Raw genomic sequence first — 13,283 nt, 5'->3', positions numbered from 1 at the left:
CGGACCCGGGCTTCAGGCCTGGCCGCGCAATGGCCGGCAGGCTTCTGCCAGGGTGGCGCGCAATGCCTGGCACAGGCGCTGGGGATCGCCGCCCTGGCGAAACCCCGCGACCTGGCGTTGCAGCTCGGCGAAACACCGGCCCTCGGCACTGCGGGCCAGGCTCAGGCGCGGATCGGGCTGCACGTAGCGCGGATCATCCGGCGCCAGGTACAGGCCGTTGAGGTTCTGGTAGTCGGCGTCGATCCAGGCGTACAGGTGATGGTCGAAGCGCTCGGCAAACCGATAGCGGCCAAAGTCCATCACCTGCAGTTGCAATGGCGCCACGCCGGGCACTCCCGCCAGTTGCACATTGACCCCGTCGATCAGCAAGGGCGCACCCCGGTTGGCGTTCAACAGGCGTTGCAGCGTCCCGGCCACCTGAGCACTGACCGCCAGCCTTTGCTCATCGCGCGTGACTTGCAGTTCGCAGTTTTCCTGGCACAGGTGAAAGCGCACCGCGCCGCAGCTGCTGGCGGTCAAGCCATAACGCCGCAACAAGAGCTCGGCCTGCATCAGGGCCCCGGCCAGTTCGGGGCCCTGCCAGTAGCGTTGCCACTGGCAGCGCGGGCGGGTGCAGGCCCGGCGCAACAGCAGCACCGCCGGTTCCGCGGCACGCCCGTCATGCCACAAGGCGTCGAAACCCAGGTCGATCAGGGCATAGGCCGGCAATGGCGTGATCGCGGCGCCGGCGTGGTTCATGGCGGCGAACACCAGGTGCTCCATCAGCACTTCGTGCACCGCCTCGGCCAGGGTCAGCAAACCGTTGGAATGGGGCAACTGCGGGGCTTCGTCCGGCGGCACGCCAATGCCCTTGATGTCGAACAGCACCTGCTCGCTGGCCGGCGCGCACAGCACCGCGGCGCGCCCATAACGTGGCGGACGCCAGGCCGTTACCCGCCGGTCGTCCAGGGTAATCGGGGTGTTGATGCCCTGGGCCGCTGCCTGGCTGGTGGATATAAAAGCCGCGTGGTCCAGCAGCCAGCGATCGATGGCCGCCTCCGTGGCTCCCTCCCAGGGCGCGTCGAAGTCGGCGCGCAGCGCCGGGTAGTTGGCAAACAGCACTCGCGCACCGGCCACCCCGAGCAACTGTTCCGTGCTCAGCGTCTGACCGCTTTGGGCGTAGTCGGCCAGTCGTTGCACCCGTGGGCCCGGGGCGAAAGGCAGGTTCAGATCGTGCTGGGGTTGCCAGGCGGGACTGTTCATCGAGTGTCTCCGGCCCAGGCATCCAGGCGCCCGGGGTGGTCGAGGGCGGCGATCGGGTCCAGCAGAACCCAGTTGCGGCGCAGTTCCAGGCTGGCTTGCGGCCCCTGGGCCACCTCGCCACGGCCGCGCAGCATGGGCAGCTCCCGCAGCGCGCCGGCCGCCGGGGCGCAGACCCCCAGGGTGTCGGCATGGGGGCTGTGGCGCAGGCGTTCGAACAACTGCGGTTCGCGGGTGCGGATCGCCAGGTATTGACCGCTGGGCAGCGCCGATCCGGCCGCGGTCCAGGGTTCCAGGCCGGCATCGCGCAAGCGCGCCAGCAGCCCGGGCATCTGCTCCCGCAGCCGTCGGCTACGGGCCTGGGCCCGGGCGACTGCGGGCATCAGCGCCGGCAGGGCATGAATCGACAGGGCCGGGCTCAAGGCCGGGCAGGCGCGGGAACGCTGGCCCGGCGACCAGACGTCGATGTCGCCATCCACCGGCAGATCGCCGAATAGCGCGCCACCGCCGCCGATGTCCAGGGCCTTGCCGTGGCCCAGGGAGGTGACCACCAGCGATGCGCCGGGACAGCACAGGTCCCAGGCACCGGCGCTGTCCTCGATGATCGGCAGGCGCGGGCCCAGCAACTGGCGCAAGGCCGGGATGTCACAGGGCAAGCCGTATTGATGGACCGCGATCACCGCGTCCAGGCCATGGATATGGGGCGCCAGCGCCTCGCTGCTGAGCAGCAGGTCGGCGGCGTTTTCGATAATCACCGGTATCGCGCCGGCATTGAGGACGGCGGCCACCACTTGATGGCAGGTGGCGGCCGGAACCGCGACCCGCCAGGTGCCAGCGGCCCCCAGTTGGCGCAGCGCCAGTTCCAGCGCCGCGGTGCCGGAACCGACCAGGGCGCCGTGACGCCGTTGATAAAACTGCGCAAGCCAGGACGAGCACGGCAGCCGATCGGCCTCCCGTGCCCGCCACTGGCCATCGGCAGGACCTGGAACTACTTGCACTTGTCCATGGCGCAAGCGGTGAGGGCTTCGACCTTGCACTTGTCCATGGCGCAGGCGGTCAGGGCTTCGACCTTGCATTTATCCATGGCACAGGCGGTGAGGGCTTCGACCTTGCATTTATCCATGGCGCAGGCGGTGAGGGCTTCAACCTTGCACTTGTCCATGGCGCAGGCGGTCAAGGCCTCGACCTTACACTTGTCCATGGCGCAGGCAGTCAAGGCCTCGACCTTGCATTTATCCATGGCGCAAGCAGTCAGGGCCTCGGCCCGAGGGCCGCCGATGCGCCAACTGGTGAACTTGCTCTCCGGCAGCGCGCCGCGCTTGACCACATCCAGGTGCAGGGTGCGGGCTTCATGGTCGTTGCATTCGAGCAGGATCTCGTCCTCGGCGACCGCGAAGTGATCGTGCAGCAGGCAGAGTCCGAAGCGATCCAGGTTGCCATGGCGCTCCAGTAGCTCATGCAGGTCATTGATGAATTGCGCATCAGACGCCCCCAGTGGCATGGCTTCGTCAAAGGAGGGATTGGTGTGTCCGTTCATGTGGTGTACTCCAACAGGTTTGATGTAAATCGGTCATCTTCATCAACAGTGCGCGGCAGTGGCGGTCTCATGCACCTCCTTGTTCCGGTGGAACCTTGTTGGCGGATACCCATAGAGTCTCGATGCTCAGCAGCGGTGGCTGGTTGTCCGCGGCCACCGCGCCCCGCGCCAGTTGCGCCGGATCGTCGGCGCTGAAGGCCCGCAGAGTCAGGTCGACCCGGGCGTTGCCCTGCACCGTGACCTGTTCGGCCAGGCGCCAGCGATCGATGGCCTGGCTGAAGGCGCTGGTGAAGGCCGGCGGACTGTTCAGCGAAGTCGCCACCGGCAACAGCAGCGCCGCCGGCAGCACGGTGCGCGCGACCACCCCCGGCGCGGCGACCTCGTAGCTGTAGCGGCCCTCCATGCCGACCTGCACCGTGGTGCCGTTGCTGCCGGCGCCCAGGGCGGCGAAAAACACCTCCAGGTAGTCGTCCAGGCTGGCGTTCGGCACCTTCAGGTTGTCCAGGGAAAAGGCGCCTTGGCTGATGTGCGGGCTGATGCTTTCGACAAAGCGCACCACCGGGGTCGAGAAGCGGAACAGCGGGTTGGTCTGCAGGGTGCCGATGTCCGCGGCAGGGAACAGGATGCGGTTGCGCTCCACCGACAGCGAGGCCCAGGCGTTCTGGTGGTCGAACAGGTTGAGGGCCGGCAGGCTGGTGCGGCGCTCGTCGATCAGCAGTGCATCCGCGTAGGCGAGCCACACGGCTGGCTGGCTGCCCTTGAGTCGGTAGCGGTAGGCGATCAGCCCCGGGTTGCTCGGATCGACCACGCTCACCGCCTCGTACTGTTGCGGGGCGATCTGCACCAGCGGCAAGGGCAGGCTGACCTTGCCGAGCTGGGGCAGGGTGGCGCTGATCTGCCCGCTGGCCGCATCGTAGCTGGCCGCCACCTGATTGATGCTGACATCCAGCAGCAGGGTTTCGGCCCGCTCCTGGCCATCCACCGTCACCGGTGCCAGTACCTGGCTGAAGCTGCAGGTCAGGGCCTGGGGCGCGACAAACGCCGCCGCGCTGCGCAGCAGCGGCCGGGCCCAGGCATCGTAGGCCTCGGTGACCTCCTGGACGATGTAGACGAAGGCCTCCACCGCCTGTTGCGCCGCGGCAATCTGCACCGCGGTGGGCTCGCCGAAGTTGATCGCGCTGAGGTTGTCCTGCATCGCCACTTCAATGCTCGGGTACACGCTGACGAATTGCGCCAGGGCGGTGACCAGGCTCTTGTTGGCACTGCGCAGCGCGCCATCGACGGTTGGCGTGTTGAGGGCGATGGCCACGTTCAGGCTGTCCTGGGCCGTGCCGCGCACCAGCGAGTCGAAGGCGTAGGTCCATTTGCTCAGGTCCGAGACCTGCTGCGGCACCGGGGCCCAGGCCGTCGCGGTCTGCCCCTGGATGGTCGGCGGCTCGGGCAGGGCCCGCAGCAGCACCGGCAGGTTCAGGGTCTGGCCGTCGGCCAGGGGCACTCGCAAGGGACCGGAGATCAGCGAGATCCAGTTCGACTGGGTGTAGCCGCTGATGCCCGGCACGTTGCGCACGTCATGCTCCAGGTGGCTGATCTGCAGCTCCAGGTCCAGCGGCACGTAGCTTCTTGCCGCCTCGTTGCGCGAGTTGAAGACAAACGCCAGGGCGCTCTCCCCAGGGGCGTCGGGCAGGGCGATGCGCCCGCTGCCAAAGGCGTAGTTGTCGTTGCCGGCCACCGCTGGGTCGCTGGTGCGCGCCGCAGGTGCGGCGCTCGCCACCGTCGGCTGGCCGTACAGCGACAGGGGCTCGCCGGTGGCGCTGCCTTGCACCGAGAAACCGACGATGGCGGTGGTGCTGTAGGCCGAATACAGCTGGTTGAGCAGGGTCTGGCGCAGCTTCTCGCCCGCCGCGGCCCGCGCCGGCCCATCCTGCGGGCCCGCCGAGAGCACCGGCTTGATGGTCGATGCAATAGCGTCGGCCAGGGTCTGCTTGGCGCTGAGGATTTTCCCCAGGTTGCCGTCCTTGAGCGGGTCCTTGCTGCCCAGCAGGGTGTCGAGCAGAAACACCGAGGGCGCGTAGGTCGGCGCGAGGAAGCCGTCGATCGCCTTGAGGGCGGTTTCGAACCACAGGTTCTGATCGACCCCGGTCAGGGTCAGGGTCACGGGATCGCCGCTCGGGAATGGCTGGTCCGGCTGGTAGTTGGGGTAGATCTGCACGCTGTCCGAGGTCAGGCTGCGGGCGATCGGCTGGGCGGCGAAGTAGCCCGGGGCCGGATCGATGCGGTAACGGATGCCGTCGTTGCCGTCGCCGAGGGCGAAGCGCGCAGCCCACAGGGTCTGGCTGCGGCCGTCCGGGGTGCTGCCCGGGTCCGCGGTGCCGCTGCCGACCCGGGTCATCCAGGCCCCGGCCCGCTGGAACAGGGCCTCGAAGGCCCGGGCGAACTGGCTGTAGCCGCTGGTGCTGGCGCTCAGCGCGTCGGGGACCGGCAGCAGGGTGCTGGTCACCGCCACGCCACCTTCCAGGCCGGCGACATCCGGCTCCACCAGCGCCGCCACCCGGCGCAGGCTGAGGGTCAGGCTCAGCGGCAGGATCGAGCCCGGAGCCAGGGCGTCGATGTCCACCGCCAGCTTCAGTTGCACCGTGGCCGGCGCGGCGGGGCGGGTGCCCTGGACCACTTGGGCGAGGTACAGGATCACCTCGTTGACATAGTCCAGCAGCGGCTGCGCCTGGTTGTCGTCGAGCTGGGTCAGGGGCTGGGCGAACAGGCTGTTGACCAGCTCCACGCTGACCGCGCGGCCCTGGCACCAGGGCAACTGCAAATCCTTGTAGGACTGGTTCAGCTGGTAGTAGATCAGGCTGAACATCTCCAGGTCCTTGTCGGCCTGGACCTTGACGTCGCCACCGCCGGCCGGGTCATAGCTGGAAGTGTCGAGGCTCAGGCTGATCACCAGTTGCGCGCCACCGGCAACGGCTTCGTAGGTATAGAAGCTGCGGGTATTGGGCCAGGCCGACAGGGCGATCAGCCGGTCGCAGTAACGCAGCGGCAGCGGCGGGTGATTGAGGCTGCCGGGATAACCGGGCGTGGGTGCCTGGAAGGGGGTGACGGTGATGTTGCCGAAGATGTCCAGCCAGGTCAGGTTGACCTGGGCGAAGCTGCCCACGCCACGGTAGGGGTTGTCCGCGGCGCTCGGCAGCCCGGGCCGGGCTGGCACTGGCGCGGCATTGCTGGTGGCGCGCCGGGCCAGGCCAAGGGTCTGCTGGTAGCTGTACTGGCTGTCTTCGGCCAGGGCATCGAGGGCCCGGGCGCGGCTTTGCGGATCGCGCATGGCCTGCCGGTGGGCCTGGGCCTCGGGCGAGTCGACGCCACTGTCCGGCCGCTGCGGGCCGAAGGGCAGGGCCAGCTCGCTGGCGCTGAACCAGGGTGAACCGTCGAGCCCGGCGGACAGCACCGAGTACAGGTTGTACAGGTAGGCGCTGGCGTAGCCGTCCGGGTCCAGGCTTGGCGAATCCACCGGCGGCGGGTTGTTGCGCAGCACACTGAAGGCCGCGTTGCCCTGGTTGAACACCGCTTGCAGATCGAAGGTCTGGGTGTCGATGCTCAGGCTGCTGCCGACGCTGAACAGCCCGGGGACCTGCGCGGCGCTCACCGCCAGGGCGTCCAGGTCAAGGCCGTAGTAGCTGGCCAGAGACTGCAGGCTGTTGCCCGGCGCCAGGCTGGCGTCGACGACATAGGTCAGGGCCGGGATGAACAGCGCCACGCCGCCGGCGGCGCTGACCCCGGGGTTGAGGTTGGCGATCTGCGTGGCGCTGATCGGCTGCAGCGCGCCCACCGAGTAATAGCGCGCCAGGTTGTCGAGAATGCTCGCGCTCTGGCCGTTGCCGGCGCTGGCCTCGGCCGGGGTCACCAGGTGGATGATGCCGTCCACCGGCACCTGCACTGCCTTGCTCAGCGTGACGCCGGCATTGAGCTCGGCGATGCGTCCAGTGCCGATGCCGTAGAAGGCCGCGAGGCTGTCCAGGCTGTCGCCGGCGCTGGTCGGTTGGCTGCGGTCGGCGGTGGCGGCCGAGCGCAGGGTCATGTGGCTGCCTTGCTGGATCACCGTGTCGGTGCTGACGAAGGCGTTGACGAAGTTGCCCAGGCGGCCGTCGAGGGCGTCGCGGGGGTAGGTCACCACCAGGGTCAGGGTGGCGGTGCCGCTGTCGTCGAAGATGCTGTCGGGCAGGCCGGCGGTGGCGATCGCATCGTAGTAGCTCAGGTAGTAGCCGCCGGAGCGCACGGTGGACAGTTCCCAGAGCAGCTTGACCACTTCCTCGGGCGGATTGAGGATGCCCCGCGGTCCGGCTTCTTCGGCCAGGCGCGCGGCCATCAGGGCCGGCGGCGGGTTGGTTTCAGTGGACAGGTTGGTCTGGGTCAGGAAGGCCAGGAAGTCGCTGGCGGCCTGGCTCAGCAGGTTGCTGGCCTTGGCGTTGCCCTGGGGCATCAGCAGGAACTGACCGCTGATGATCGCGCTGCCCAGCTCGCTGACCGCGATCAGCAGGCGTTCCAGCAACTGCGCGTCGGTGGCCGACGGGCCGAGCAGTTCATAGGTGTAGGACAGGTTGCTGCCGCTGCCGGCGATGGCCCCGGGTTCGGCCTGGGGCAGGCGCTTGATGGTGAAGTCGACCCGAGTCGCGTAGCTGTAGGCCGGGATCTCGCGGCTGGTGGTTTCCAGGGTCGCCGGGTCGGTGGACACCTCGCACGGGGTGAACGCCGGCAGGTAGGGTATTTGCTGCGCCAGCTGCGGCAACTGCCGGGCGAGGTTGCCAACCCGCTGGTTGATCAGCTGGATCAGGCCGTCGGGCAGGGACCAGAGCATGGGCTGCACACTGGCGCCGCCCTCGCTGCTGGCCCGCAACCCCGGCTGGCAGAGGTTGCGCAATTGCTGCAGGTCGGCGGTCGACCACAGGGACACGCTTTTCACCGCGTAGTCTTTCGGGCTGCGGGCCACGGTGGGCAGCAGGTCGATGCGCGGCGCCGGCTGGAACTTGCCTTGCCGGGCGTAGGCCAGCACCCCGCAGAGGTTGCTGTAGGCCTGGTTCAGGTTCATCGAGCCGCTGCTGGCCCCGGCGATCTGCACGAACGACAGGTCGACCCCATGGCTGGTGGCGGCCCGGCTCAGGCTGATGGGCAAGTCGCTGCCGGGCAATTGGCCGGCCGGAGTCGGGAACTGCTGCCCGGTCAGCTGGTACAGGCCATAGGCGTTCTGCTGGGCGGGGTAGAGAAACGCCGGACTCAGGCTCAGGCCGCCCATGCCCGCCGGGTTCGCCGGCAGGCGCAGGCCGTAGGCCAGAAAGCGCGAGAGCATGCCCGCCAGTTGCGACAGCTGGTCGGTGGCCACCAGCAGATTCCACAGGTCCTCGGTGTACAGGCTGTTGAGCGAGGTGAGGGTGATCTGCGGCGTGGCGAACAGGGGCGCCACTCCGAAGTTGGCCGATGCCGGGTTGCTGAACAGGGTCATGGCACTGACGCCGAAGCGCGCGCCGGCGCTGTTGAGGCTGTCGCCGGCGGTGCGGTACGCCAGGTTCGGCAGCAGCAGCGGCTGGCCGGCAAGCAACAGCCCGGGCATGGCGTACAGCGCACTGTCCTGGGCCAGTTGCGCCAGCGTGACGCCCAGGGCCCGGGCCAGGCTGTTGAAGGTTTCCCCGGGGCCGGTGGTGTACTGATGGATGTCGTTGCCCACCGGCAGGCTGATCACCTGATTGGCGGCGATCACCAACGAATTGCCATTGGCCAGGATCAGCCCCGGGGCGCTGGTGCTCCAGCGCGCCGGTACGCCGCTGTCGGACCAGGCCGCGGCGACCTTGGCCAGGGTGTCGCTGCTCTGCAGGGTATAGGCCGGCAGCGGGATCTCCAGGGTCAGGCCGTCGCTCAGGGCGACTTCGGCGTTGGGCCGGACGATATCGTCCAGGGTCAGGTTGTTGCCGCGCTGGTCGTTGGTCCAGCTCAGGATGGTGCTGATGGAGTTGCCGTTGGCCGTGGCATAGGCGTAGTCGTCAAAGGCATTCAGCGCGACCTGCAACAGTTGCCGGCCGATGACCATGAAGGCGTCGGTGAAGATCACCGCGGCCATGGATTCGCTGTCGTCCGCCGCGGCCCGCAGTGCCGGCGTCGGCGTTTCCTCGTCGGTCACCAGCGCGGCCAGCTCCTTGAACATCTGCGCGACATTGCTGCGGTAGGTGCTGTTGGTGCCCACGTAGTGGGCGAAATCCACGGTCGCGCTGCCGGCATTGGCCAGGGGCACGCTCAGCGACAGACCGTCGAATACCGGGAACAGCACCGAACCGGCTTGCAGCACCTGCTGGATCTGCGCCTGGTTGGTGGCGTCGGGCAGGGTGATGCTGACCTCGAAGGACGACAGGAAGGTCAGGAGCTCGCTGATGCCGAACGGCGGGTTGGCCAGGTCGGCCAGGCGTTTGATGTCCTCCTCGAGCATGGCCTTGTCCACCAGGGTGCCGAGGATGTCGGCCAGGGTGTCCTGGTTGCTGCTGGCCGAGCCCAGGCTGCCCACCAGCCAAGGCAGGTAGTCGGCGCACAGGCGTTCGAAGCTGCTGTTACCGGCGCTGTCGGCCGAGGCCCGGGTCGGCGAGGGCGCGTCCATGGTCAGCAGGAACACGAAGGCTCCTTGCTGGTCGGCGTAGTCGCTGGCGCCCTCGTTGCACAGCACGGTGAATTGCGGCGTGGCGTAGAGGTTGAGCAGCGGTTTGCCGGCGGCGCGCAGCAGCGTCATCGGTTGCGGCGTGGTGGCCCGCCGCGCACTGGCCAGCTGGACATGGCGGGCCTGGCGCGCCAGCAGCAGGCCGGGTTCGGCCCAGGGCGCCGGGCCGCTCTCGATGGCGTTGATCTCGAAGCGCGCCGAGACGTCGGCATGGAAGGAAAAACTGATGCTGAAGCTGAACAGGCCGAGGTCGATCTTGACCTTGACGCTGACCTCCACCGTGGCCCGGGCGGCAATCGGAATCGGCTTGTAGCTCTCGTAGGTCAGGGACAGCGACAGGGTGATGCGCACGTTGACCGCGGCCGAGATGATGGCGAAGTCGATGCTGCCGTAGAGCAGGCCGATGACCCCGACCGTGCCCTGGATCTTGAAGTAGTAGTCGTCCTGCACGCTCTTGCCGGCCGGCACCAGGGCGGTGGACGGACGATAGGCGTGGAAGGCGGCGATGGTGCCTTCCAGGATGCCGAACACGGTCAGGGCGAAACCGGCCTTGAGCGGCCCCTTGACGAAGTTGTAGCCCAGGCCCAACTGCAGGCCCAGGCCGAAGACGATCACCGGGTCGAAGGTGCCCTGGGTGGTCTTCGGCACCTGGGTGGCGGTCACCGACGACAGCTTGCCCAGGTAGAAACCGCCGGCGCCGAGCACCGGCACGCCGTAGACGATCGCGGAAATCGAGAATGAGCGGGTGAAGTCCAGGTTGTAGGGAAAACCGATGTCGATGAGAAAGTCGCCGTTGGTGTAGATCTTCACCCCGATCTCCGGCAGCACCACGGACACCGCGCCGAAGTTGAGGTTGCGGATGCTGTCGGGGAAGGTCCATTCGATCTGGTACACGCCGACATCGTCGGTGATCTTCTTGTACAGGATGTCCAGCACCAGGTTGCCCAGGGCCTTGGCCTTCTCCCCGGCCAGGGCCAGGCGCAGGCCATAGAGGTTGGGGTCGTTGAACACCAGCATCAGGTCGACGGTCCAGTCCTTGCCGGTCTTGAGCAGCAACAGTTGCCCGGCGATCAGCCAGTCGCTGTTGCGGTTGTAGTAGGGCACGCCCTTGCTGCCGCTGTCGCTGGGGTTCAGGGTGTTGCTGGAACCGGTGGTCGACGGCACGCCCTTCAGGGCGTCGATCACCGCCTTGGTGTTGGCGAAGCTGTCGTAGCCGCTGATGGCCACCCGCTGGCCGAGCACCAGCAGCGGCAGGCTGAAGTAGTCCGTGCCCTGGCCCGGCACCGTAGGCAGCTTGTCCACTGGCTGGCCTTTGCTCGGGTCCAGCAGGTTGCTCCAGTCCTGCTGCTCCTGGGGGTTGTTGCCCTTGAACACCGAAGAGCCGTCGATGCCCAGGGTGATCTTGTCCACGCCATTGACCTTTTTACGCTCGAACACCAGGCCGTCGATGCTCATGAAGCCCAGGTCGATCTTGCTCGCCAGGGTGTACTTGGCGCTGATGCTCGGCACGCTACTGCCGCTGCTGTTTTCCAGATTGATGATCAGCGACAGGCCGTCGAGGGAAATCTGGTTGAGCACGTCCCAGGGCGAGCTCAGGGTGAAGTACGGGTCGTTCAGCGATTGCATGAGTTTCTGGATCAGCCGGCCCAGGCTCCAGTTCTTCAGGGTGAAGGTCAGGGTCTTCTTGTCGACCTGATAGATCGCCGTCAGGCCTTCCCAGGACAGGGTCAGCTGGGCGTTGCTGCCCTGGTTGTCGGGGGCGAAGCTGTAGCCCAGCAGCACGCTGTCGTTGAGAAAGCTGAAATCCCACAGGGTGGTGGCGCTGCCGCTGTATTGCTGGTTCGCCGGCTTGCTGGCGTCGTAGCTCAGGCTCAGGGTGGCCAGAGTGTCGACGCTGAAGGCCTGGCCCAGGTTGAAGGTCCAGCGCAGGCTGCCGGCCACCGTGTAGCTGTCGAGCGGGGTGTTGCCGGTGCTCAGGCTGGCGTCCACTTCCAGGGTGTTGACCAGCAATTGGCCGGGCAGGAAATCCGGAAAGGCAAAGGCCCCACCGAAGCTGAGGAACTGGCTGACCAGCTGTTGCACGTCCACCGGCTGCGCCAGTTGCGCGGCGACTTGCCAGGTGGCCGGGGTCTTGCTGCCGTCGTAGTCGAGGCTGGCATTGGCGAAATACGGACCGATACCCACCAGCCCACCAATCCCCGCCTGGTAGGTGGTCACCGCCGGGGCGTTGCTGCCGCTGGCGGCGGTGGGGGTGGTGGCCTTGATGTACAGCTGGCCGTCGGTGACCGAGAGAATCGGCTTGCCGGCCAAGGTGAACAGGTTCAGGTCGAGCTCGAAACCGGCGTTGAAGGCGTAGCTCTTGGCGCCGACGTCCAGGCTCAGGCCGACGTCGGACAGCGAGGCGTCGACGAAACTCTTGGGGATGCGGATCAACTGAGCGGTCAGTGTGGCGATCAGGTCGTTGAGGTTGGCGGTGCCGTCGAAGCGTGCCAGCAGTTGCAGGTCGGAATTGAACTGGACGAAGAACAGGCCGTTTTCGCCCGCGGTCTTGCCCTTGAACACCTCGGGCAACAGCAGGAAGTGGGTCTGGAACAGAAAGCTCTGGGCGTTGCCCTCGGGCAGGAAGTTGATCCCCCACACCAGTTCGAAATCGGTGACGCCGAACACCAGCTGGTTGGTCGGGTCCTGCAGGGGCACCCAGGGATGCTCGACATTGATCACCGTGGGGTCGGCGCCCAGGGTCACGCTGGCGGTGCTCAGGGCCAGTTTCGGGCGGGCGACGCCACTCAGGGCGAGGCTGCGCAGGCCGATTCCGGAGAGGAACTGTTGCAGCACCGGCGGCGTGCCGCTGAAGAAGCTGCCGTTGTTGTCCAGCAGGCCGATGATGGTCGCCGGGGTCAGCAGGGCGCTGCCGTCATCGCTGTGGCCGAGGTAGAAATTGAAGGCGCTGCCGTTGTTGATCTGGGCCAGGGCGCGCATCTGGTAGTCGACGGACTGGCCGTTCTGGTCGGTGAGGCTCAGGTTGAGGCCGAAATACAGGCTGACCTGCTGGTCGTAGAAGGCTTCGGCCGGGTCTTCGCCGTCCTGCAGTTCCGGCGGGCCGATGATCAGGCCGAACACCGGGGTGTCGACATTCAGGTACAGCAGCTTCAGGCCGCCGCTGACGTTGAGGAATGGCGCCTGCAAGGTGGTGGTGGGCATGAACACCTCGACCCCGTCGACCTTGGCGAAGTCCATGCTGCCGGTGAAGGGCAGGGCCAGGGTCGGGAACCCCAGGTTCTGCACCACCGCGACCGCGGTGCTGAGCTGGGCCGGCGGCGTCAGCTGGGCGGCAAAGCCCTGGCGCGGGCCCTGGCTGGCCTTGAAGGTGAAGACCGCGTTGCTGATTGCGGCCCACTTGAAGGGAATGCCGGTGGCGAAGCTCGACAGGTCGGCCCAGGTCCAGCTGGCCGGGGTGGTGACGATTTCCAGGGTCAGGCTCTGGGCCCCGGCAGCGCCCGTGAGGCCGAAGGTCAGGACCAGCCCCTGCTGGATGTCCTGTTGCAGGAAGCGCGCGCTGACCCCGGTGACCCTGAAGCTCTGGGTGGCGGGGTTCAGCGGCTGCACGCTCTGCGCGGTGAGGTTGATCGTGAGCCCGGCGACGGGGGACTGGAAGGCCGCCTTGAGGTCGTTGTCCAGGGTGGCGGACACGCTGACCGTGGCGTCCGCCAGGCCGGCGATCAGGTAGTCGCGGGTGAGGACGATCGGCGCGCCGGCATCGCCGGTCAGGGCCGCGGCGAGGTTGCTCAGGGGACTGTTGGCCATCTGTCTTCTCCTTGT

4 protein-coding genes are annotated in these 13,283 nt (G+C 67.4%); all 4 read right to left on the bottom strand.

Annotation, left to right across the window (positions count from 1 at the left end; all coding sequences use genetic code 11):
- Window positions 1-12: 12 nt before the first annotated feature.
- On the bottom strand, window positions 13-1,242 hold the full coding sequence (locus tag PST29_RS15320; RefSeq protein ID WP_060843583.1) for a hypothetical protein: 1,230 nt from the start codon (window positions 1,240-1,242) through the stop codon (window positions 13-15).
- Window positions 1,239-2,237, bottom strand: a complete 999-nt coding sequence (locus PST29_RS15315; protein ID WP_232513164.1) for a DegT/DnrJ/EryC1/StrS family aminotransferase — start codon at window positions 2,235-2,237, stop codon at window positions 1,239-1,241. Before PST29_RS15315 ends, PST29_RS15320 begins: the two co-directional genes overlap by 4 nt.
- Window positions 2,228-2,776: a hypothetical protein gene (locus PST29_RS15310; RefSeq protein WP_060843581.1), complete on the bottom strand. Its 549-nt coding sequence runs from the start codon at window positions 2,774-2,776 to the stop codon at window positions 2,228-2,230. The genes PST29_RS15315 and PST29_RS15310 overlap by 10 nt, the downstream gene beginning before the upstream one ends.
- Before the next feature lie 67 nt (window positions 2,777-2,843).
- Window positions 2,844-13,268, bottom strand: coding sequence for a LysM peptidoglycan-binding domain-containing protein (locus PST29_RS15305; RefSeq protein ID WP_060843580.1), 10,425 nt, complete (start codon window positions 13,266-13,268; stop codon window positions 2,844-2,846).
- Window positions 13,269-13,283: the final 15 nt, after the last annotated feature.

The organism is Pseudomonas sp. St29 (assembly GCF_001547915.1).
Taxonomy (GTDB): Bacteria; Pseudomonadota; Gammaproteobacteria; order Pseudomonadales; family Pseudomonadaceae; genus Aquipseudomonas.
Note: the sequence above shows the minus strand (reverse complement) of the source record. Positions and strands in the feature narration are given on the sequence as shown.